The organism is Alphaproteobacteria bacterium, from assembly GCA_040218575.1.
Taxonomy (GTDB): domain Bacteria; phylum Pseudomonadota; class Alphaproteobacteria; order JAVJRE01; family JAVJRE01; genus JAVJRE01.
Window position 1 is genome coordinate 138,471 of the sequence record JAVJRE010000003.1, and the last position, 22,098, is coordinate 160,568.

Consider the following 22,098-nt stretch of genomic DNA (forward strand, 5'->3'; position numbering starts at 1 on the left):
CATCGCCGTCGGAGAGAGCATATGCGTCTGGCTTTCATGGGAACGCCTGAGTTCGCCCTGCCGGCGCTGGACGCGGTGCGTGAGGCCGGCCACCACGTGGTTGCGGTCTACAGCCAGCCGGCCCGTCCGGCCGGCCGCGGCAAACACCTTATGGAATCGCCGGTGGCGCGCCACGCGGCAGAGCTGGGCCTGCCGGTGCACACGCCGGCGACGCTGCATGATGCAGTGGCGCAGCAGGCGTTCGCGGCCTTGCAGGCGGATGCAGCGGTGGTCGTCGCCTATGGGCTGTTGCTGCCGCCGCCCATGCTGCAGGCGCCGCATTTCGGATGTCTCAATATCCATGGGTCATTGCTGCCGCGCTGGCGTGGCGCGGCGCCAATCGAACGCGCCATTCTGGCCGGCGACCGGCAAAGCGGCGTGACCATCATGCAGATGGATGAAGGGCTCGACACGGGTCCGATACTGCTGCAATCGCCGGTGGAGATCGGACCGCAGATGACCGGTGGCGAATTGCGTCAGACGCTTGCCCGGGTCGGCGCGTGGCTGGTGTGCCGGGCGCTGGAAGGCCTGGCAACGGGGAGCTGTGTGCCCCGACCGCAGCCGGAGGAAGGTGGCCTGCCGGCACCGAAGATCCGTCGCCGGGACAGGGCTCTCGACTGGCGGCAGCCGGCGGCGACGCTGGCCCGGGTCGTGCGCGCCTTCGCCCCGACGCCGGGCGCCTGGTGTGTTCTGCCGGAAGGGACGGACGAGCGCGGCGAGCGGCAGCTCAAGGTGCTGCAGGCCCGCGTGGTGGGCGGCATCGCGACCGGCCGCCACATGCCGGGCACGGTGCTGGACGACCGGCTGACCATCGCTTGCGGCGAGGGCGCACTGGGCCTTGATGTGGTGCAGCGCGGCGGCCGGGCGTCGATGGCCGCCGCCGCCTTCCTGCGCGGCTATGACCTGCCGGCGGGAGCGCGGTTGCCGCCGCCGGTTGAAGGCGCAGGCGCCTGATGGGGCGCTGGAAACTGACCGTCGAGTATGACGGACGCGCCTATGTAGGGTGGCAGCGGCAGGACAACGGCCCGTCCGTTCAGGCCGCGCTGGAGGCGGCGGTAGGCGCCTTCTGCGGCGAGAGCGTGACGGTGTGGGGGGCGGGCCGGACCGACGCCGGCGTCCATGCGGCAGGCCAGGTGTGTCATGTGGATCTGGCGCGGTCGTGGCCGGCAAAAACGGTGCGCGACGCCATCAACTATCATCTGGGGGACGCGGCCATTGCGGTGGTCGAGGCCCTGGCGGTGGCCGGTGATTTCGATGCGCGGTTCAGCGCCACAGAGCGGCGGTATTGTTATCGTCTGGTCAACCGCCGGGCGCGACTGGCGCTTGACGCCGGACGGGCCTGGCATGTGCCGCAGCCGCTTGACGCGGTGGCCATGGACCAGGCGGCGCGCGTACTGGAAGGGCGGCACGACTTCACCAGTTTCCGTTCTGTCCATTGTCAGGCGCAATCGCCGGTCCGCACCCTGGACCGACTGCGCGTGACCCGGCGCGGCGCGGTCATTGAGATCGAAGCCCGGGCGCGCAGCTTTCTGCACAACCAGGTACGGATCATGGCCGGATCTCTCAAGCTGGTTGGCGAGGGGAAATGGTCAGCCGGGGATATGGCGGCGGCACTGGCGGCGAAGAGCCGTGCCCGGGCCGGGCCGACCGCGCCGGCGGCGGGCCTGACCCTTGTGGCCGTGGTCTATGGTGCGGTGGGGAATAGCGTCTGCGTGGTTGACCCCTTAGCGGACCACGCCTAAGTCTGGCCAGCGGCGAGTGTGTCGCAGGTGAGAGATGCGATGACCGACGCCGGTAGCGATAAGCCAGACGAACCACCCCGCCCGCCGGCCATCGTGCCGGTCCTGTTGATTATGGTCAGTTCCCTGTCGATCCTGTCGGGCGACCTGTACCTGCCCAGCATGCCGCTGTTGCAGACGGTATTCAGCGCCGATGCCGGGCAGGTGCAGCTCACCATCAGCCTGAACCTGGCCGGGTTTGCCCTGGGCATGCTGGTGTGGGGCCCGGCGTCAGATCGTTTTGGCCGGCGACCGATGTTCGTGGTGGCCCTGGTGTTGTTCGCCCTGGCCAGCCTGGCTTGCGCCGCGGCGCCGTCCATCTCCACCCTGATTGCCGCACGTTTTCTGCAGGGTGCGGCGGCCAGTGCCGAAGTGGCGCTGGGCTTTGCGGTGATCCGTGACCTCTATCGCGATAAGGACGCGGTACGACTGCTGGCGCTGCTGGGCATGGTTATCGCGGTGGTGCCCATGCTGGGACCGGTGGCCGGCGGCTATATCCTGGCCTGGTTCGGGTGGCAGGCGAACTTCATCCTGCTCGCCGCCGGCGGTGGCGTGGCGGCGGTGGCGATCCGTCTGTGGCTGCCGGAATCCAATCCGGATCGCGACCGCCATGCCCTCAGACCCTATGTGTTCCTGTCGACCTATGCACGAATCTGGTGGAACCGACAGTTCGTGGTCATGGCGGGGCTCAGTGGTCTTGGCTTTGCGATGCTGATGACCTTCATCACCGTCGCACCGTTCTATGTCATCGATGTCCATGGCTATGCGCCGGAAACCTATGGCATTTATCAGGGCGCCATTGTGGCTGGCTACATCGTCGGCAGCCTGTTTGCGCACCGGATGGTGGCCCGGCTTGGTCTGGCCGGTCTGCTGACCACCGGGGTTTGGGTCAGCGTAGCCGGCGGCGTTGGTCTGGTGCTTCTGGTGGTCACCGGCCTGGACGGGCCGCTGCCCATTGCCGGCCCCATGAGCCTGGCGGTGTTCGGGCTGGCTCTGATATTTGCCACGGCGCCGCTGCAGGCGCTGACGGCAGTGTCCGGGCGGGCCGGTGCGGCTTCGGCGGCTCTTGGCACGACGGAAAGCGGAATCGCCTCGCTGGCGGCGCTGGCGGTCGGCTTGATGTCGGTTGGAAGTGCCTGGCCGATCGCGCTAGGCGTGGCCATCCCGGCGGCTGGCGCCCTGGCTCTGCTGCTTGTGCTGGGCCGGCGTTATCTGGCCACGCCTCAGGCCGGCGATGCCTGAATCAGAGCCTGGCTAACCGACAGGATGAACAGATCGACGACGACATTGAGCAGGAGAATGCCGATGGCGCCCAAGGCGCTGATATCCAGGGCCTTGCGGATGACAAACCAGGTGAAGACAAGGACATAGGCGGCAACGAGGAAGCCGGGCAGGGCAGCCAGAGGCGCCGTGCCGGCGGTAGCGATGAGCAGCAGCAGCAGAGGCTGTGAAATCACCCGTGACCAGTTATAGGCGATGACGAACCCGATGAACCGGTCATCGCGTCCGATGGCCTGACAGACGGTGGCCATGACCAGGGGGAAGGCGGTCCACTCGACCACATACTGGATAAGCAGAATGGCATAGAAGCGCCCCGCCGGCACGTCTGTGGCGGTGGCCTGCTCCGGGCCTGCGACGGATAACCACAGGACGCCCGGCAGGATCAGCAGGGCGACGACGAACGAGCGCCAGAATCCTCTGGGGGTGTTGTCAAACTGTTCGAGGCCGCGGGCGTCGAAGCGGGCGAGGCGCAGCGCACCACGCAGGCCGGCGGCGAGGTCGCTGGCGCCGATCACGACGCCACGTCATCCGGCCGGTCGAAATAGCCGTCAAGGACGCTTGCGTAGATGGCAGTGAGCCGTTCTATGTCGGTCACGGGCACCTGTTCGTCCACCTGATGCATGGTGCGTCCGGTCAAGCCGAATTCCACCACGGGGCACAGGCGACGGATGAAGCGGGCGTCGGAGGTGCCGCCGGAGGTGCTGAGTTCAGGCTGGCGGCCGGTGTGGCGGGCGACAGCCTGGCTGACCACATCGCTGAGACGGCCGGGCGCGGTGAGGAAGGACTCCCCGCTGACCCGCACCGTCAGGTCATAGCGGGCCTCGGCGCCAGCCGCCTGGTCGAAGGTGCGGCGCAGCCAGTCTTCCAGCGAGCGGCCGCTGTGCAGATCATTGAAACGGATGTTGAGCGTGGCATGGGCCGCGGCTGGAATGACGTTGGTTGCGGCATTGCCCACATCAATGGTGGCGACCTGTAGCGAGGAGGCCTGAAAATGGGCGCTGCCCTCGTCGAGCGGCGACTCCAGCACGGCCTGCAGCATGCACAGCAGCCGGTGAACCGGATTGTCCGCCAGGTGAGGGTAGGCGATATGGCCCTGGCGGCCATGCACCGTGAGCCAGGCGTTGAGACTGCCGCGCCGGCCGATCTTGATCATCTCACCCATGTGGTGCGGGTTGGTCGGCTCACCCACCAGACAGGCATCGGGACTCTGGTCATGGGCGGCCATCCAGTCGAGCACCCGGTCGGTGCCGTTGACGGCCGGTCCCTCCTCGTCGCCGGTGATCAGAAGGCTGACGCTTGCCGGCGGTGCGTCGCTGGCGCGCGCACTGCGCCAGCGATCAAAGCCGGCGACAAAGGCGGCGACGGCCCCCTTCATGTCGGCGGCGCCGCGACCGTGCAGGACATCATCAATGATGGCGCCGGCGAACGGATCGTGGGTCCAGGCGGCGGTGTCGCCTGGCGGCACTACGTCCAGATGACCGGCGAAGCAGAAGTGACGGCCAGGCGCGCCATGCGGAGCGAGACCTGTGTCACCGGCCGGCGCGCTGTCCCAGCGGGCAAAGAGGTTGTCCACATCGGGAGTGCCGGTGGTGGCGAAGGGCAGGCGCGTACAGGCAAAGCCGAGACCGGTAAGGACGTCCTGCAGGGCATCGAGGCATCCGCCGGCGTCTGGCGTGATGCTGGGGTGGCGGATCAGGCGCTGGGCCAGGGCAATCGCGTCTACGCCCTGGGCCGGCCCGTCCGGGCGTGCAGCCATCAGGTGCGCAGCAGCTCGTTGATGCTGGTCTTGGATCGGGTGCGTTCATCCACCCGCTTGACGATGACCGCGCAGTAGAGCGATGGACCGGGCGACCCGTCTGGCAGGGGCCGGCCGGGAAGGTTGCCGGGGACGACCACGGAATAGGCCGGCACCCGGCCCATGAAGGTCTCGCCGGTGGCGCGATCGATGATCCGTGTGGAGGCGCCGATATAGACGCCCATGGACAGGACGGCTCCGTCCTCCACGATGACGCCTTCGGCCACTTCTGAACGCGCGCCGATGAAGCACCCGTCGCCGATGATGACGGGACCGGCCTGCAGTGGCTCCAGCACGCCGCCGATACCGACGCCACCGGACAGGTGGCAGTTGCGGCCGATCTGGGCACAGCTCCCCACCGTGGTCCAGGTGTCCACCATGGTGCCTTCACCCACATGGGCGCCGAGATTGACAAAGCTGGGCATCAGAACGACGCCAGGGGCGATATAGGCGGAACGACGGACGATGGCGCCGGGCACCGCACGGAAGCCGGCCTGGCGGAACTGGTCGCCGCTCCAGCCCTCGAACTTTGACGGCACCTTGTCGTACCATGACGTGTCCTTGCCGGGACCGCCGGCGATGGGCGCCATGTCGGTCAGGCGGAAGGACAGCAGCACCGCCTTTTTCAGCCACTGGTGGACCTGCCAGCCACTATTGGCGTCGGCCGCGCCGTCACGGGTGGCGACCCGGTAGGTACCGGTGTCTAGGCCGGCAAGAGCCGCATCAACGGCCTCCCGCACCTCGCCTTTGGTGGTGGCGGTGAGGCTGGCGCGGTCTTCCCAGGCCTGATCAATGATGGGCTGAATCTGGCGCGCTTGCGCATCGTTCGCGGACATCGGGCGAGTCCTTCGGGCTATCGGAAAAGAGGCTGGCAAGATGTGCTAACCCGCGGGGTCAAGTCAATTGCGGCTGCGTCTGGCCGGTGCCGATCAGGTGGCGGCAGAGAGGTGGTCGGCGGCGAGGGACAGCCAGGCCTTGAGATCGACCGCGGTGTTGTGGATGTAAGGCGCCGGCTGGCGGTCGACATCGGCGGCGCCGATGTCGAGCCACACGGTGGTCATGCCCAGCTCTGCCGCGGGCGGCAGGTTCCTCCGCAAATCGTCGATCATGACCGCGTCCGCCGGCAGCAGGCCATGACGCGCGGCCAGACGGGCATAGCTTGCCGGCGCTGGCTTGGGCACGAAGTCGGCGGCGGCGATATCGAACACCGCCGAGAAGTGGCGCGCGATATCCAGTCGCTCCAGAACCGCCTGGGCATGGGCCACCGACCCGTTGGTGAAAACCAGCTTGTCCCCGGGAAGGCGGGCCAGCAAAGCGTCGAGGGCAACGTCGGCCGCGAGCACACTGTAGTCGAGGTCGTGGACGTAGGTGAGATAGGCGACGGGATCGATCGCCCGTTCGGCCATCAGACCCAGCAGGGTGGTGGGATAGCGCGCCAGCAGGTCCCGCCGGCAGGCTTCGGCCGCCGTCGGGTCGAGCCTCATTTCACGCGCAATATAGTCGCGGATGCGCTGGCGCGTCTGGCCGAACAGGCCGCTGCTGGCGGGGTAGAGCGTGTCGTCCAGATCGAACACCCAGGCACCGGTACGGGCCGGCAGACGCAGATGGCTCCCATCGGGCATGGCGGTTCCTGGCGCTTGTGATGTGGCGGTTCGTTATCGGACGCCGCACCCCTGGAAGCGCTGAAATGCCGGCTTTCCGGGCCTTATGCAAGCCTCTGCCCCGGTGCAGGGGTATCCATGACTAAGCCTTCCTTAACGCCCGCCATGAGAGTCTGGCGGCTGAATCGGATTCGGTCCGGGGCCAGGCCCCGCTGTAGCGCCGGCGGAGACTCATGACTGTCTTAGAAGCAGATCGCAGTCGTATGGGCGCAGAAATCAGTGCGTTGCGCGCCGAGCGGGACCGCTTTGTTGCGCTGGCGTTCTGTGCCGCCGACATGCTGCTGGAGATCAATGCCGAGCGGCAGGTGAGCTTCACATCGGGCGCTACTGTCGCCATTACGGGCCTGTCCGCCGACAAGCTGATGCGCCGTCCCGTCGCCGCCCTGGTGTTCGCCGCCGACCAGCCAAAGCTCGATTCGTTTCTAAAACAGCTTGGCCTTTCCGGCCAGCGTTTGCTGACCCGCTTACGGTTCAACGGACCGTTCGGGCCGACGGCACCGCTGGCGGTGGCCGGATACAGCCTGCCGCAACTGGCGGACCGTCTGTTTTTGACCTTGCGCTGGATTAACGATGCGGCGCCACCGCCCGCCGACAGCCGGCGGGACCCGGCCTCGGGCGTACTGGATACGCTGAGCTTCTCTGAACAGGTCGGCCATCGGGTGGCGCATGACCGCAGCGGCGGTCTGCCGCAGCGCATGACCATTCTGGAAGTGGACAATCTGCCGCCGCTGATCAAGCGGCTGGACGAAGCGCGGCGGGCGGAACTCAGCAAGACAATCGGTGACATTCTCAAGTCCAATTCCACCGGCGGCGACACCGCCGCCCGCTTCGACGATACGCGGTTTGGCCTGATGCATGGCGCCGGGGTCGACATTGCCGGCCTGTCGCGACGAATCGAGTCGGTTGCCAGCAAGCTCGACCCCAGGGGCCCCGGCCTCAGCGTACAGCCAACCACGATTGACCTGGACGACGGTGGCGGCGGGCCGGAGACGGTCCGTCGCGCCCTGCTCTACACCATTTCTGAGTTTTGCCGGCAGGAGGGCCAGTTTGAAATACGCCGGCTGTCCGACAGCCTGCCGCAACTGGCGGTGGAAACCGACCGCCGTCTGGCCGCATTGCACCGGGTCATCGCCAAGCGGGAATTCACCATCGCCTTTCAGCCCATTGTCGACCTGCGCAGTCGCATCCCGCACCATTTTGAGGCGCTGGTCCGGTTTGACGACGCCAGCCTCGCCGGGTCGCCCTATGAGTTCATTGTCTTCGCCGAGGAGGTGGGCCAGATCGCGGAGTTCGACCTGGCCATGTGCGAAATGGTCCTGCAGCGTCTGCAGGACGCCTGTCGCGACGGCTATCGCTATATGATTGCCGCCAATCTATCCGGCCGCTCGCTCGAGTCGGCGGACTTCGTTGCGCGTTTGCACGCCTTGCTTGAGCGCTATGACGATGTGCGCGATTCGATCCTGTTCGAACTGACTGAATCGGCCCACGTCACCGAGATCCAGTCGGTGAATGAGGTGCTGCAATCGTTGCGCGCCCGCGGCCACAACATCTGTCTGGATGACTTTGGCACCGGCTCCGCCGCGTTCCGCTATCTCAGCACGCTGGACGTGGATGTTGTGAAGATTGACGGCGTGTATGTGCGCGAGGCGATGAGCAACGTCAAGAGCGGGGCCATGATTCGCGCCCTGTCCGGATTGTGCCACGAACTGGGCATCGCCGTGGTCGGCGAAATGGTGGAGGACGAACGCTCCGCCTCCTTTCTTGAAGAAAGCGGCGTTCGCCTGGGCCAGGGGTCTCTGTTCGGTATGCCGCAGTCACAGCTTGGCGAATTTGCCGCGCCGCGCCCGGCCCTGTTCAGCCGCGGCCCGCTGCGCGGCCGGCTGTAGGCGAGGCGGCCAGCATGACCCCGCCGCAGGGCTCCGAAACCGTCACGACAGAGACGCCGGCGGAGAGCTGCCCGGCAGGTCCGCCGCCGCAAACACGGTTGCCGGGGACCTCGGCGGCATCGGTTGAGCTGTTTGCACCGGGCGGGGTCCTTCAGCAGTGGCCGGCGCCGGCCTGGCTGATGGACCGCCGGGGGCGGCGCCTGGTAGCTAATGATGCGGCGGGCGGCTGGCTTGAGAGCCTCGGCGACAGCGCCCGCGATGAGCTGGCGAGCCGTGCCATAGAGGTTGCCGCCAGCGGCAATCCGGCGCGGCTCAGCCTGACGATCGGCGAGGGCGAGGCGCGGCGGCACCTGGCCGTCAATCTGGGCCGGCTTGACGGTGGCGATGTGCTGGCGCTGGCCCATGATGTCAGTTTCGAAGGCAATCTGCGCGGCGCGCTGGTGGATTCCCGTGCGCGGTTCAAAGACCTGGTGGAAGTGTCCAGCGACTTTGCATGGGAGTGCGACGGAGCGGGACGGTTTGTCTTCGTCTCCGCCCGCGGTGCGCTGGGCTGGTCGGCGGCGGATCTTACGGATCGCATGGCCCGCGATCTGATTTGCCCGCCACCGGAATGGGCGGCCGGAGATGATACGCTTGCGGTAATCCCGTTCGAGACCCACGTGCCGGTTGGCGAATGTGTGGTGTGGCTGCACACCGCCGAAGGTGGCGCGGCATGCCTTGCCCTGTCGGCCATGCCGTTGCGCGACCGTCATGGCGCCCACAGCGGCGTACGGGGCATGGGCCGGGACATTACGGTTGAGCGCCGACAGAGCCATGCGCTCGACGAGGCGCGCCGCCGGGAGCAGGCGCTTGGCGCCATTGTGCGGGCGATGCATGAAACGGTCGACCGCGGCGAGATGCTGCAGACAGCGGCGCGGGCGCTGACCCACGGCCTGGCCGCCGCCGGTGTCGCCCTTCTGCAGCCGGATGACACGGGCGCCATGGCTCTGGTTGCCGGCTGCGGCGAACCGCCGGTGAGCGATGACGCATGGACCGATATAGCGCGGCAGGCACGCGGCGGACTTGTTGCGCTGGAGTTTGCGGAATGCTGGGCCCTTGCCCAGGAGACTGTTTATCGGGGGTCGGCCAACGGGCTGATTGTGGCCTGGTTTGACAGCGGCACGACGACGGACGGCCATGGCGCCTTTGCCCGTTCGCTGCTACCCGACGCCGCCCACAGCATGGCGCTGGCCTTCGAACAGGCAGCGCACCAGGAGCGTCTGGAGCGACTGTCACAGGTTGATGAGCTGACCGGCCTGGCCAATCGCCGTGCCTTTATGAACGCCATGGTCCGCCGGATCGCCGCGGCGATCCGTAGCGGCCGGCCGGGCGCCCTGGTCTATGTGGATCTGGATAACTTCAAGTCGGTCAATGACCATGCCGGCCATGCGCGAGGCGACGAGGCGCTCCGTGCTGTGGCGCGATTGTTGGAAGGGCGGACGCGGAGCAGCGATATCGTGGCCCGTGTGGGCGGCGATGAATTCGCTCTGTGGCTCGATGAAATCGACACCGATGCGGCGGCTGACCTGTGTCGCGATATACTGCGGGGAGCCTATGAGTTGCGGCGGTTCAGCACCGCCGGCGCGCCGCCGCTTGGCTGTTCCATTGGTCTGGCGAGCTATGACCCGAGCAGCGGCGAAAGCGCCAGCGCCCTGATGGCGCGGGCCGATACGGCGATGTACGCGGCCAAGCGGGCGGGCAAGGGCCAGTTGCGGCAGGCGACTGATGATAGTGTGGCGAATCCCGGCCCGGCCAGTGCGGTGCAGCCATGAGCGCAGCGGCCGATACAGCCATGGCCAGCAGCGGCGGCGAGGCCTATGAGCAGGCCAAGCATGTGGCCCGGCACGGTGCGGAAGGACAGCGCACCCTGTTGGCGGAGCGGCAGGACGCACCGGCGGAAATCCTGTTCTACATGGCCGAAGACGCCGCTCCGGCGGTGCGTCGGCGGGTAGCGGAGAACCGCAGCACGCCACGCCATGCGGATCTGATTCTGGCGACGGACGAAGACGCGGGCGTACGCAGCGGCCTGGCGCGGAAGATCGCCCATCTGCTGCCGGACCTGGACCGGCGGGGCCGCGACCGGTTGCGCCTGATGACCGTCCAGGTGCTGGAGACACTGGCCCGCGATCAACTGGACACCGTGCGCCAGCTCGTGGCCGAAGCGTTGCAGGACGTGGCCGCCGCGCCGCGCCAGATCGTGGTGGACCTGGCGCATGATCCGGTGCTGGCGGTCTCCGCCCCGGTACTGGAGCATTCGCCGGTTCTGACCGACGATGATCTGCTGTCGGTCATCGCCAAGGGGGCGGCGGCGGGCGCTCTCAAGGTCATCGCGCGGCGCGGCGACATCGCCGAGTCTGTTTCGGCGGCGATTGCCGCCGGCCCTGACACAGACGCGATCTCTGCACTGCTGGCCAACCGCAGCGCGCAGGTACGCGAAGACACGCTTGACGATCTGATTGAACGCAGCGAGGCGGTCACGGAACTGCAAGCACCGCTGGTCAGCCGCGAGCGGATGCCCAGCCGGTTCCTGGTCAAGCTGGCGATGTTCGTCGCCGACCATTTGATCGGTGTGCTGCAAAAACGCTCCGATATTGACGAGGCAACCGCCAGTCGCCTTGGCGAGGTGGTGCGCCGGCGCATTGCCGCCGGTGGCGCACCGCTTCCCGTGGCCGAGCGCGATGACGAGGAACCGCCGGCGGTGGAGCCGGCGAAAGCGGGCCATGGGCAGTCCGACACGTTCTACGAAAACGCTCAGAAGCTGCACGAAAAAGGCAAGTTGACCGAGAAGGCGCTGCGCGCCGCCCTGGACAAGGGAGATAACCGGTTCGTCATCGCCGGCCTGGCGGTTCTGGGCGATCTGCCCCTGTCGTCGGTCGGCCAGATCGGACGCTCAAAGAGCGCCAAGGCGGTTGTGGCGTTGGCCTGGAAGGCAGGGCTGAGCGCGGAGTTCTCAGTGGGTCTGCAGGGGCGCCTGGGACCCATACCGCGCCATGAACGGCTGTTCCCCAAAAGCGACGGCGGCTATCCCCTGAGCGACGATGACCTGGCCTGGCAGCTTGAGCTGTTTATCGGTTGATTATTTCCTGCCGATCAGTGTGCCGGCGCCGCGTTCGGTAAAGATCTCCACCAGCAGGGCATGGGGCTGGCGTCCGTCAAGGATGACCGAAGCCTCGACGCCGTGGTCCACCGCATCCAGGCAGGTTTCGATCTTGGGGATCATGCCGCCGGAAATCGTGCCATCGGCGATCAGCGCGCGGGCCTGTGCCGCGGTCATGTCGGTGACCAGCGTACCGTCGCCGTCCAGCACACCCGCCACATCGGTCATCAGGTAGAGCCGCGTCGCCCGCGTCGCCGCCGCCACGGCGCCGGCCACCGTGTCGGCATTGATATTGTAGGTCGCGCCATCGCTGCCGAGGCCGATGGGCGCGATGACCGGAATGATCTCTGACTGGCGCAGTACCTGCAGGATATTGGGATCAACCTGTTCCGGTTCCCCGACAAAGCCCAGATCAAGCACCTTTTCGATGCTCGAATCCGGGTCGCGCCGGGTGCGTGTCAGCTTTTTTGCCCGGATCAGGCCACCATCCTTGCCGGACAGACCGAGCGCCATGCCGCCGGCGGCATTAATAGCGGTGACGATCTGCTTGTTGATGGCACCCGACAGCACCATTTCGACGATTTCCACCGTTGCCGCGTCGGTCACCCGGAGGCCGTCCACATAGCTGCTCTTGATAGCCAGCCGCTCCAGCATGCTGGTGATCTGCGGCCCACCGCCATGAACAACCACCGGGTTGATGCCCACCTGCTTCAACAGCACCACGTCGCGGGCGAACTCCGCCGCCCGCTTTTCATCACCCATGGCGTGGCCGCCATACTTGATGACAAAGGTCTTGCCTGCGTGACGCCGCATGTAGGGCAGCGCCTCGGCCAGGGTCAGGGCCTTTTCAAACCACTGGTCCATACCAGCCCCGCTATTGGCCGAGGGGGCATTGGCTGAGGGGTCGCTGCTCATGCTGTCCGCTTTCATCGTATCGGCAAGGTCCGTTTCCTGCGCCATCACCGGTAAATTTGCAAGTCAGCCGTGGTCGCCGCCCGTGACTCCGGGCATGGCTGCGGCCAGTCCGGCCAGGGCCAGCCGCAACTCCGGAATGCCGTCGCCGGAGACAGCAGAGGTGGCGATAATCTCGGGATGAGCGGCGGGGTGGCGACGGATGGCGTCGGCCACATCCGTCATCACCACGGCCAGCGCGCGCGGCGGCACCTTGTCGCATTTCGTCAAAATCACCTGCCAGGACAGCGCCGCCTCGTCCAGCACGGTCATCACCTCCCGGTCGGAGTCCTTGAGGCCGTGCCGGGCGTCCACCAGCAGGCAGAGACGGCGCAACGCCTGCCGGCCGCGCAGATAGTCCCGGACCAGACGGGTCCAGGCGGCGACTTTCGTGCGCGACACCCGCGCATAGCCATAGCCCGGCAGGTCCACCAGCATCAGCCGGTCCGCCAGATTGAAGAAATTGAGAGTCTGGGTGCGGCCTGGCGTATTGGAGGTGCGGGCCAGGTGGTGGCGGTTGGTCAGGGCGTTGAGCAGGCTCGATTTGCCCACATTGGACCGGCCGGCAAAGGCGACTTCCGGCAAACCGACCTCGGGCAGGTCTTCGTAGCGGGCCACCGAGATGACCAAGTCGCAGGTCTGGGCAAACAGCCGGCGTGCGGCATCGCCGCCGAGCGCCTGGTCCGGTGCGGGGCCGTCATCTTCGCCCTGACTGGTCATGGAAGGCTCCGCCGCTTGCCGGCAGGACGCGACGTCAGGTCTTGCTTCCCTCGCGTGCCACTCGCCGATTGATTGCCCATTGCTGGGCAATGGACAGGATGTTGTTCCATGCCCAGTAGATCACCAGGCCGGCCGGAAAACGCGCCAGAACGAAGGTAAAGACAATCGGCAGCATCATCATGATGCGGGCCTGCATGGGGTCCGGCGGCTGTGGATTGAGCTTCTGCTGCAAATACATGGAGACGCCCATGATCAGCGGCCAGAGGCCCAGGTGCATGAAATCGAACGGCACCCAGTCCGGCAACAAGCCGAACAGGGTGAAGATGTTGGTCGGATCCGCCACGGAAAGGTCATTGATCCAGCCGATGAATGGCTCGTGGCGCATCTCGATGGTGACGAACAGCACTTTGTAGAGAGCAAAAAACACCGGGATCTGCAGCAGGATCGGCAGGCAGCCGGAGACCGGGTTGGCGCCATGCTTTTTGTATAGCGCCATCATCTCCTGCTGCTGGCGGGCGCGATCGTCCTTGTACTGGTCGCGCAGGACTTTCAGCTCCGGCGCCAGCTCCTTCATCTTTGCCATGGACCGATAGGAGCGGCTGGCCAGCGGAAAGAAGGCGAGCTTGATACCGACGGTGAGGACCAGGATGGCGAAACCGAAATTGCCCAGATGTTCCGATATCCACCGCAGTGCCAGGAAAATGGGCTTGGTGAGAAAGAAGAAGAGGCCGAAATCCACCGCCAGTTCAAAGCGATCTATTCCCAGGTCTGCCTGATAGGCATCCAGCAGCCGCAGCACCTTGGCACCGGCGAAGATGCGGCTGGTGGTGGTGGCGCTGTCACCGGGAGCCAAGGCCATGGCTTCGCCGCGCACATCGGTCTGGTAGACGTCGCGGCCGGTCTGGTCTTCATAGGCAAAGCGCGCCTCGACCGGGGCATTCTGGTCGGGCACCAGAGCGGCCATCCAGTATTTGTCGGTGATGCCGATCCAGCCGCCGGTGGTGCGCTCCGCTATGGTCCGATCATCGCGCAGATCGTCATAGTCGAGTTGCTCCAGATTCTCATTGAGAACGCCAATGGGCCCCTCGTGCAGAATGAAGAAGCCCAGAGTGTCGGGCGTGCCGATGCGGCGCACCAGGGAGAACGGAAACAATGTAACGGCGTCCCCGCTCTGATTCGTCACCCGATCAGAAACGGTGAACATGTAGTTGGAGTCGACGGCGATGACGCGCTCGAACCGCAGGCCCTGGCCATTGTCCCAGGTGAGCGTGATCGGCCGATCCTGGGTCAGGACATCCGCATCGGCCTGCCACAGCGACGTTGCGTCCGGCAGGGCGACGTTCGCTTCCGCCGCGAGGAAGCCGGTCTGAGCGAAATAGGGCGCCGCAGTCCCCTCCGGTGACAGCAGCACAATGCGGTCGCTGTCCGGTTCGGTGGTCTGGCCGTAGCGCAGCAGGGTGAGGTCATCGATCCGCGCACCGGTCAGGCGCAGAGTGCCGCTGAGGGCGGGCGTCGCAATGGCGATCCGCGGATCGGCTGCCAGCACGCTGGCCCGGTCGGCCACGTCCGCCACCGACGGGCCGGCCAGTCCCGGGATGACGCCGCCGGGGTCCAGTGGCGCGGTGCCGCCCGCCGTCGCCACCGGGTCGGAGGATTGCTGCGTGTCGCCCCCGCCAGTCAGGCTGCCGGGAAACAGAACCTGCCACAGGACAATGATGGCCACGGATAGAACGATGGCCACCAGCAGGTTTTTCTGATCGGTCACGACAGGCTCCGTTCGCGCGCCGACGCGGGGTCGGCATGGCGGCATGATGGGGAAGGGTGGGCCGGCGGTGCGGGCACCGGATCATAACCGCTGCCGCCCAAAGGATGACAGCGGGCGATGCGTCGCACGGCGAGCCATCCGCCGCTGAGCGCGCCGTGGCGGCGCACGGCCTCCAGGCCATAGGCCGAGCAGGTCGGCAGAAAGCGACAGCGGGCGCCGAGCAGGGGCGACAGGAGCAGGCGGTAGCCGTGAATGAGGCCAATCAAAAGCCGGGCCAGGAGACCCGTGGGCGGCTGGTCAGGCTCAGGGCCGGTCATGACCGGCCATCCACCGCATCGGCCGGACGGCCCGCCGGGTCAAGCTTGAGGCGGGCAAGGGCGCGGACCATGTCGCGCTGCAGTTCGGCAAACGGTCGCGACGGCGTTGTATGGCGGGCGATCACGACATAGTCGTGACCGGGCGCGGCGTGACACGGGAAGACGAGACGAATGGCCTCCCGCAGCCGGCGGCGGGCGCGATTGCGCAGAACCGCATTGCCCACCTTGCGCGAGGCGGTGATGCCGACCCGCAGGCCTGCGGGCCCGGCGCCATCGGCGGCGGCTTGCAGAACGAGGCCGGGCATGGCTGCCTTGCGTCCGGTTTTCGCCACGCGCAGATATTCGGACCGCCGCACCAGACGGCCCAGCGGCACATCCATGGCCTTAGGCAGAGAGCCGCTTGCGCCCCTTGGCACGCCGGCTGGCGAGGACCTTGCGACCACCAACGGATGCCATGCGGGCCCGGAATCCATGCCGGCGCTTACGCACCAGGACACTCGGCTGAAAGGTTCTTTTCACCGCAAAATCCTCTGGCAGATAGGGTCTGAAGGCGGGACAGGCTGTATAGGCGCGGGATGGTGGCCTGTCAATCGCGGGCCGTGCCAAACCGGCGGATTCCGGCTGAAAAACAGGTCAGCCGCGGCGATTTTGCGGGCCAGGCGGGTGTCCGGCGGTGGCGGCCAGCTTATGGTGGGCGCGCGCCGGCGGGGTGGCGAGCCTGGCGGCCCATTCGACGCCGTGCCCGATGCCGACCTGATGCCCGACCTGATGAAAGCGTGAATCGCCACGCACCGGGTGCGATGATACTAGGCGCGCCTGTTCCAGCGGACCCGTCCAGGGAGGGCTGGGGCGGCACCGCCGCCGCCGAACCAGCCGGCCGGGACTTCAGTTGCTGAGCCAGGGGTTTTTTTGACAGGCGCGCCCGGCGACAGGGACACGTTGAGGCAGGGGCGGTTTGCGGCAGGGCGAAACAGGGAGAGTTGCGTTGGAGAACAGGGACAAACGCGCAGAGCCCGCAAAGGCGGAGGGAACGACCCGGCTGACCTGGCGCCGGCTGCTGCCGCTGGTGGTGTTGCTGGCCGGGCTGGCGACGTTTTTTGCGCTTGGCCTGAACCGGTTCTTTTCGCTTGAAACGCTGCAGGCCCATCATGGTGCGTTGCGCGGCTGGGTGCAGGCGCACACCGTCCTGGCGGTGGCGGCCGCGATCGTCGCCTATGCCCTGGCCACCGCCTTCTCTCTGCCGATCGGTGTATTCCTGACGGTGACCCTGGGTTTCGCCTTTGGCACGTGGTGGATCTCGCTGGCTATTGTGAGTGGTGCGACCATAGGCGCCACCGCGCTGTTCCTGGCCGCCCGCAGTGGTCTGGGCGAGCCGTTGCGGGCGCGGGCCGGGCCGGGTGTGCGGCGGATGGAGGCAGGATTTCGCGCCAATGCCTTCAGCTATCTGCTGACCCTGCGGCTGATCCCGTTGTTTCCATTCTGGCTGGTCAACCTGGTGCCGGCCTTTCTCGGCGTATCCGTGCGCACCTATGTCATCGCCACCTTCGTCGGCATTATCCCCGGCACGGTGGTCTACACCCAGTTCGGGGTTGGCCTGGCCAGCGTCATCGCGCAGGGCGACGAGCTGACGGCGACCGGCGTCCTGACCCCGGAAGTGGCGGCGGCGCTGGGCGGTCTTGCCCTGATCGCCCTGGCGCCCGTGGCCTATCGCTGGTTCAGACGGCGCCGGGCCGCGGTCTGAGGCGGTTCTGTCCATCCCTTTCATGATTGCGAGGCCGCTATGAGCGACGAGCGTCAGGCCGATCTGTGTGTCATTGGCGGTGGATCGGCTGGCCTGAGTGTTGCCGCCGGCGCCGCCCAGATGGGGGCGGCGACGGTGCTGATCGAGCGTGGTGTCATGGGCGGCGACTGCCTCAACACCGGCTGCGTACCTTCCAAGAGCCTGATCGCCGCCGCCCGTGCAGTTCACGACATGCGCGGCGCTGATCGCTTTGGCATCATCGTTGGCGAGCCGCAGGTGGATTTTGCCCGTGTGCATGATCATGTGCACGGCGTCATCGCCGCTATCGCGCCGCACGACTCGGTGGAACGCTTTCGCGGCCTGGGTGTGGATGTCATCCAGGCCGAGGCGCGCTTTGTGGACGGGCGCACCGTGGAAGCCGGCGGTCGCCGCATCCGCGCCCGACGTTTTGTCATTGCCACCGGATCACGACCGCTGGTGCCGCCGGTCCCCGGTCTCGACGCGGTGCCCTACCTGACCAACGAGTCGGTGTTCGACCTGATCGACCTGCCACGCCACCTGCTGGTCATCGGCGGCGGCCCCATCGGCCTTGAACTGGCGCAGGCATTTCGCCGCCTCGGCGCCCGGGTCAGCGTCTTCGAGATGGCGAGCATCATGCCGAAGGACGATCCTGAAGCGGTCGATGTGGTGCGCCGGCAACTGATCGCCGAAGGGATCGAGCTGATCGAACAAAGTCGGGTGACGGGTGTCGCCGGCGAAGCCGGGGCGGTGCGTCTGCGGACGGAGCGCGATGGCCAGACCCGCGAAATTGTCGGCAGCCACATACTGGTGGCCGCCGGCCGCCAGCCCGCCTTCGGCAGCCTGAACCTGGAGGCCGCCGGTGTTGCCGCCACAGGGCGCGGCATCACCGTCAACGCCGGCCTGCGAACCAGTAATCGCCGGGTCTATGCCATCGGCGATGCGGCCGGCGGGCTGCAATTCACTCACGTGGCCGGCTACCATGCCGGTCTGGTGCTGCGTAGCGCCCTGTTCCGTCTGCCGGTGCGGGTGTCCACCCATGCCTTGCCGTGGGTCACCTACAGTGATCCTGAACTGGCCCATGTGGGATTGATCGAGGCGGCGGCGCGGCAGGCGCATGGCGACCATGTGCGCGTCCTGCGGTGGGCCTTTGGCGAGAATGACCGGGCGCAGACCGAGCGTGACACCCATGGGCTGGTCAAGGTGGTGGTCGGCCGGCGCGGCCGCATCCTGGGCGCCACCATTGTCGGACCCCATGCCGGAGAGCTGATCCAGCCGTGGACGCTGGCCATGGCCAATGCCCTCAAGATCGGCGCCATGGCCAATGTGGTGGCGCCCTACCCGACCCGCGGCGAAGCCAGCAAGCGGGCGGCCGGCAGCTATTACACCGATGCCCTGTTCAGCCACCGGACACGGCGGCTGGTGCGCTTTCTGTCACGCTTCGGCTGACGCGGCCGGTTATGCTATGGTTGCCCCTGCCTAACACCACCGGCGGGGTCGGGATCACGTGCGGCCGTTCGACAGCCTCTCCGCGAGACTGCTGATCCTCACCATCCTGTTTGTCATGGTGAGTGAGGTGTTCATTTTCGCGCCATCTATCGGCCGCTTCCGACTGGAATACCTGGTCAATCGCCTGGCGTCCGGCCATCTCGCCATCCTTGCGCTGGAGGCGACGCCGGATCGCCTGGTCAACGCGGTGCTGGAGCAGGAACTGCTCGACCAGGTGGGCGCCTATCTGATTGCACTGCGGCCGGACGAGGAGCCCAAACTCATTCTGCGGCGGCCCATCCCCGAAGGGCCGGTGGAGATCGTCGAGCTCGACGATGCGACGCTGCCCGGCCTGATCGGCGATGCGCTGGTGACGATGGTCCACCCGCGGGCGGAGATCGTCCGGGTGCTGGGATCGTCACCGCGTGATCCGGCGGTGCGCATGGAGTTGGTCATGGATCAGGCCGATTTGCGGGCGGCGATGTTCGATTTTGCCGGCCGGGTCTTTGCCCTGTCGATCATCATTTCCCTGTTCACCGGCGCCTTGGTGTTCTTCACGCTGCAGTGGCTTATTGTCCGGCCGCTGCGCCGCATCAGCGATAATATGGTGGCCTTTCGCCAGTCGCCGGACAACGCGTCACTGGTCATTACGCCCGGCCAGCGGCACGACGAAATCGGCGTCGCCGAGCGGGAGCTGGCGGAAATGCAGCATGGTCTGCGCCGCGCCCTGCGCCAGCGCGAACACCTGGCGGCGCTTGGTCAGGCGGTGACCAAGATCAATCACGATCTGCGCAACATGCTGGCGACAGCGCAACTGGTGAGCGACCGACTGGCCCGGATGCAGGATCCTGAGGTGCGGCGCATCACCGCGCCGCTGGTGCGCGCCATCGACCGGGCCATCGATTTGTGCGCGCAGACCCTGCGCTATGCCCGGGCGGACGGGCCGCGCCTGAAGGCCGGCGAGGTTAACCTGCGGCAGGTTATCGAAGAGGTTATGACGGCGCTGCCGCAGTCAGCAGGGGAGCCTGCACAGGAGCCGCCGGTTCTGGAGAATGCTGTGGCCGCGGATCTGGTGGTGCGGGCTGATCGCATGCAGTTGCAGCGGGCGCTGACCAACCTGTGCCGTAACGCCCTGCAGGCCGGCGCCCGCGATATCCGCATCTCGACGGTTCCGGCCAATGATGCGGTGTGGATTGATGTGGCCGACGACGGGTCCGGCCTGCCCGAACGTGCTCGCGAACACCTGTTTGAGCCCTTTGTCAGTACCACCAGCAAGGAAGGCAGCGGTCTTGGCCTGGCTATCGCCCGCGAGATCCTGCGCGACCATGGCGGCGACCTGACACTGGTGGAGACTGGCGCCCGTGGCACGGTCTTCCGGCTTGTCCTGCCGATCCGCGGGCCGCGGGGTGTGGTGATTGAAGAGGCCGCGGCGGCGAAGTAAACAAGGTCCGGGACCCACGCCCGCAGGCGGGCATGGCAAGCGATGGAGGCCCACATGACCCGTGACGCGATGCCGTGGATCGGCGGTTTTCTGCTGGTGATGATCGCGCTGGCGAGCCTGCGCATCGCCGGCCATGCAGCACCGGATTCGGCCCTGCAGATCATCGTCTATGGCGTGGGGCTGGCCGCGCTGGCCGGTGTTTTCGCCCTGATTCGTCAGGCGACGGGCGGCAGCGGCAGTGACGGGCGGCAGCGGCAGTGACGGGCGCAAAGGCGGCGAGAGCGACACCTAATCGCCGGCGGCAACCCCTTCGCGACGGGGATCGGCGCCGCCAGCGAGAGTGCCGTCGGGCAGCAGGACGATGGCGTGCAGCCCGCTGTTCATACTGCGCAGGCTGACCTCATGACCCATGGCCTGCAACGCCTCTGCCAGCGCCGCCGCATCGGTGCCCTCCTCCAGATCGGTGACACCGTTGCGGTTGACCACATGGCCCATGGCGACGGCTGACTGCGCGTCAAGGCCCCAGTCAAGCACGGCGATGATCGCCTGGGTGACATAGGCAATGATGCGTGAGCCGCCAGGCGAGCCGACCACCAGCACCAGACGGCCGCTGTCCTGGTCGAACACCATGGTCGGCGCCATGGAGCTGCGTGGCCGTTTGCCACCCTCCACACGATTGGCCACCGGCTGCCCGTCCTGATCAGGGCGGAAGGAGAAGTCCGTCAACTGGTTGTTGAGCAGAAAGCCGCGCACGAACAGCCTTGATCCGAAGGCGCTTTCAACCGAAGCGGTCAGGCTGACCGCGTTGCCGTGGCCGTCGACGATGGAGAGATGGGTGGTCGCCGGCTGTTCCAGCGATTGGCCGTTCTGCCAGAGCCTGCCCTGGTCGCCGGGTACGCCCGGTTCGACCGGTCCGCTGCTGGCGGTGGGATCTATGGTGGCGGCGCGGCGCGCCAGATAGCCCGGGTCGAGCAGGCCGGCGACCGGCACCGGCACGAAATCGGCGTCGGCCATGTAGAGGCCACGGTCGGCATAGGCCCGGCGCTCGGCCTCGATCAGCAGGTGCATGGCGTCAGCCGAATCGGGCCCGAGGGCGGCCAGGTCGAAGGCCGCCAGCTGGCCCAGGATCATCAGGCTGGTGAGGCCGCCGGAGGAGGGTGGCCCCATGCCGCAGACCCGCCACTGCCGGTAGGGACCGCAGACCGCCGCCCGCTCCTTCGCCTCATAGGCAGTGAAGTCGGCCATGGTCAGATCGCCGGCGAGACCGGTCGGCGGTGCCTGCACCCGCGCGACGATATCGCCGGCAATGGCGCCACCGTAGAAGGCGGCCGGCCCGTCGCTGGCAATCGCGGCCAGCGTGTCGGCGAAGGGCAGGTTGCGTAGGGTGGACCCGACGGCCAGGGGCTGGCCGGCGCTGTCATAGAAATAGGCGCGGGCCGCAGGATCGCGGTGCAGATGGCTGTCGCCGGCGATCAGGCCGTGCAGGCGGGGCGAGACGGCAAAACCGTCGCGGGCGAGGCGGATGGCCGGCTGAAAGAGATCGGCCCAGGGCAGGCGGCCATGGTCCTCATGGGCCAGGGCCAGCATGGCGACGAGGCCGGGTACGCCGACCGAGCGGCCGCCGACAACCGCGTCGAAGAAGCCAAGCGGCTCGCCATCGGCCCCAAGGAACAGGCTCTCCGTGGCCGACAGCGGCGCCGTTTCGCGACCGTCATAGCTGGTCACGGCCCTGCTGGCAGAATCGTAGTGCAGCATGAAGGCACCGCCGCCGATGCCGGCCGACTGTGGCTCCACCAGATTGAGCACCATCATGGCGGCAATGGCGGCGTCGATGGCGCTGCCGCCCTGTTGCAGCATGGCGAGGCCGGCCGCCGTGGCATGAGGATTGGCGGTGACCACCATGTGCTGCCTGGCGGTGACCGGCCCTGCGGCGTCGGCGCCGCGCCCGCTGAATGCGGCGAACACCACCAACACCGCCAGCAGGGGCATGGCGCGCCGGATAATCAGAGCAAGGCGGGAAAGCATGGCGGTCCTCCGGGTGTGCGGAGGACAGGGTAGCGCAGCCGGGTGGTGTCGGGCAC

Annotated in this window: 21 protein-coding genes; 10 read left to right on the top strand and 11 right to left on the bottom strand. The window is 67.1% G+C overall.

The features are described 5' to 3' along the window. Positions 1–21 precede the first annotated feature (21 nt). Genes fmt through RIE31_04410 form a run of 3 tightly spaced genes read left to right on the top strand, consistent with a single transcriptional unit; the run spans position 22 to position 3,059 of the window. Positions 22–993 carry a methionyl-tRNA formyltransferase gene (fmt, locus tag RIE31_04400; GenBank protein ID MEQ8639836.1) on the top strand — a complete coding sequence of 324 codons (972 nt, stop codon included), beginning with the start codon at positions 22–24 and terminating at the stop codon, positions 991–993. Next, positions 993–1,781 carry a tRNA pseudouridine(38-40) synthase TruA gene (truA, locus tag RIE31_04405; protein ID MEQ8639837.1) on the top strand — a complete coding sequence of 263 codons (789 nt, stop codon included), beginning with the start codon at positions 993–995 and terminating at the stop codon, positions 1,779–1,781. Before fmt ends, truA begins: the two co-directional genes overlap by 1 nt. A 39-nt stretch (positions 1,782–1,820) precedes the next feature. Continuing rightward, the gene (locus tag RIE31_04410) at positions 1,821–3,059 is read left to right on the top strand and encodes a multidrug effflux MFS transporter (protein ID MEQ8639838.1); all 1,239 of its coding nucleotides are present in this window, start codon (positions 1,821–1,823) and stop codon (positions 3,057–3,059) included. Here the strand turns inward: RIE31_04410 and RIE31_04415 are convergent. The 4 genes from RIE31_04415 to RIE31_04430 all read right to left on the bottom strand — a co-directional run bounded on the left by RIE31_04415 (position 3,041) and on the right by RIE31_04430 (position 6,515). Then, on the bottom strand, positions 3,041–3,613 hold the full coding sequence (locus tag RIE31_04415) for a hypothetical protein (protein ID MEQ8639839.1): 573 nt from the start codon (positions 3,611–3,613) through the stop codon (positions 3,041–3,043). The genes RIE31_04410 and RIE31_04415 overlap by 19 nt on opposite strands. Next, positions 3,610–4,854: a succinyl-diaminopimelate desuccinylase gene (dapE, locus tag RIE31_04420; protein ID MEQ8639840.1), complete on the bottom strand. Its 1,245-nt coding sequence runs from the start codon at positions 4,852–4,854 to the stop codon at positions 3,610–3,612. Before dapE ends, RIE31_04415 begins: the two co-directional genes overlap by 4 nt. Further along, complete coding sequence (dapD, locus tag RIE31_04425) at positions 4,854–5,729, bottom strand: 2,3,4,5-tetrahydropyridine-2,6-dicarboxylate N-succinyltransferase (GenBank protein ID MEQ8639841.1); 876 nt, start codon at positions 5,727–5,729, stop codon at positions 4,854–4,856. The genes dapE and dapD overlap by 1 nt, the downstream gene beginning before the upstream one ends. A gap of 93 nt (positions 5,730–5,822) precedes the next feature. Beyond that, positions 5,823–6,515 carry a pyrimidine 5'-nucleotidase gene (locus tag RIE31_04430; protein MEQ8639842.1) on the bottom strand — a complete coding sequence of 231 codons (693 nt, stop codon included), beginning with the start codon at positions 6,513–6,515 and terminating at the stop codon, positions 5,823–5,825. Positions 6,516–6,727: 212 nt separating this feature from the next. Here RIE31_04430 and RIE31_04435 point away from each other — a divergent pair, with 212 nt between their 5' ends. Genes RIE31_04435 through RIE31_04445 form a run of 3 tightly spaced genes read left to right on the top strand, consistent with a single transcriptional unit; the run spans position 6,728 to position 11,555 of the window. Continuing rightward, positions 6,728–8,440: an EAL domain-containing protein gene (locus tag RIE31_04435; protein ID MEQ8639843.1), complete on the top strand. Its 1,713-nt coding sequence runs from the start codon at positions 6,728–6,730 to the stop codon at positions 8,438–8,440. A 14-nt stretch (positions 8,441–8,454) separates the two neighbouring features. Further along, a complete protein-coding gene (locus RIE31_04440) occupies positions 8,455–10,251 on the top strand; it encodes a diguanylate cyclase (GenBank protein MEQ8639844.1) in 1,797 nt (598 codons plus the stop codon). After that, positions 10,248–11,555, top strand: a complete 1,308-nt coding sequence (locus RIE31_04445; protein MEQ8639845.1) for a DUF2336 domain-containing protein — start codon at positions 10,248–10,250, stop codon at positions 11,553–11,555. The genes RIE31_04440 and RIE31_04445 overlap by 4 nt, the downstream gene beginning before the upstream one ends. On the opposite strand, the gene argB is transcribed toward RIE31_04445, so the two are convergent. The 6 genes from argB to rpmH all read right to left on the bottom strand — a co-directional run bounded on the left by argB (position 11,556) and on the right by rpmH (position 15,848). After that, entirely contained in the window at positions 11,556–12,440 is an 885-nt protein-coding gene (gene argB / locus RIE31_04450) for an acetylglutamate kinase (protein ID MEQ8639846.1), read from the bottom strand. A gap of 114 nt (positions 12,441–12,554) precedes the next feature. Then, complete coding sequence (yihA, locus tag RIE31_04455) at positions 12,555–13,247, bottom strand: ribosome biogenesis GTP-binding protein YihA/YsxC (GenBank protein ID MEQ8639847.1); 693 nt, start codon at positions 13,245–13,247, stop codon at positions 12,555–12,557. 34 nt (positions 13,248–13,281) lie between these two features. After that, on the bottom strand, positions 13,282–15,012 hold the full coding sequence (gene yidC, locus RIE31_04460) for a membrane protein insertase YidC (protein ID MEQ8639848.1): 1,731 nt from the start codon (positions 15,010–15,012) through the stop codon (positions 13,282–13,284). Further along, entirely contained in the window at positions 15,009–15,329 is a 321-nt protein-coding gene (gene yidD / locus RIE31_04465) for a membrane protein insertion efficiency factor YidD (protein ID MEQ8639849.1), read from the bottom strand. The genes yidC and yidD overlap by 4 nt, the downstream gene beginning before the upstream one ends. Further along, positions 15,326–15,709: a ribonuclease P protein component gene (gene rnpA / locus RIE31_04470; protein ID MEQ8639850.1), complete on the bottom strand. Its 384-nt coding sequence runs from the start codon at positions 15,707–15,709 to the stop codon at positions 15,326–15,328. The genes yidD and rnpA overlap by 4 nt, the downstream gene beginning before the upstream one ends. Before the next feature lie 4 nt (positions 15,710–15,713). Next, entirely contained in the window at positions 15,714–15,848 is a 135-nt protein-coding gene (gene rpmH, locus RIE31_04475; GenBank protein MEQ8639851.1) for a 50S ribosomal protein L34, read from the bottom strand. Between the two features lie 466 nt (positions 15,849–16,314). On the opposite strand from rpmH, the gene RIE31_04480 reads away from it, so the two are divergent. From RIE31_04480 to RIE31_04495, 4 genes are read left to right on the top strand one after another with little or no spacing between them, the layout of a single operon-like run. Continuing rightward, positions 16,315–17,070 (top strand): VTT domain-containing protein, encoded by a 756-nt coding sequence (locus RIE31_04480; GenBank protein ID MEQ8639852.1) that lies wholly within the window; start codon positions 16,315–16,317, stop codon positions 17,068–17,070. Between the two features lie 39 nt (positions 17,071–17,109). Further along, positions 17,110–18,537 carry an FAD-dependent oxidoreductase gene (locus tag RIE31_04485; GenBank protein ID MEQ8639853.1) on the top strand — a complete coding sequence of 476 codons (1,428 nt, stop codon included), beginning with the start codon at positions 17,110–17,112 and terminating at the stop codon, positions 18,535–18,537. Positions 18,538–18,595: 58 nt separating this feature from the next. Continuing rightward, positions 18,596–20,017, top strand: a complete 1,422-nt coding sequence (locus tag RIE31_04490) for a HAMP domain-containing sensor histidine kinase (GenBank protein ID MEQ8639854.1) — start codon at positions 18,596–18,598, stop codon at positions 20,015–20,017. A gap of 54 nt (positions 20,018–20,071) precedes the next feature. Then, a complete protein-coding gene (locus RIE31_04495) occupies positions 20,072–20,278 on the top strand; it encodes a hypothetical protein (protein ID MEQ8639855.1) in 207 nt (68 codons plus the stop codon). Positions 20,279–20,305: 27 nt separating this feature from the next. Here RIE31_04495 and ggt read toward each other — a convergent pair whose 3' ends face one another. After that, positions 20,306–22,042 carry a gamma-glutamyltransferase gene (gene ggt / locus RIE31_04500; protein MEQ8639856.1) on the bottom strand — a complete coding sequence of 579 codons (1,737 nt, stop codon included), beginning with the start codon at positions 22,040–22,042 and terminating at the stop codon, positions 20,306–20,308. Positions 22,043–22,098: the final 56 nt, after the last annotated feature.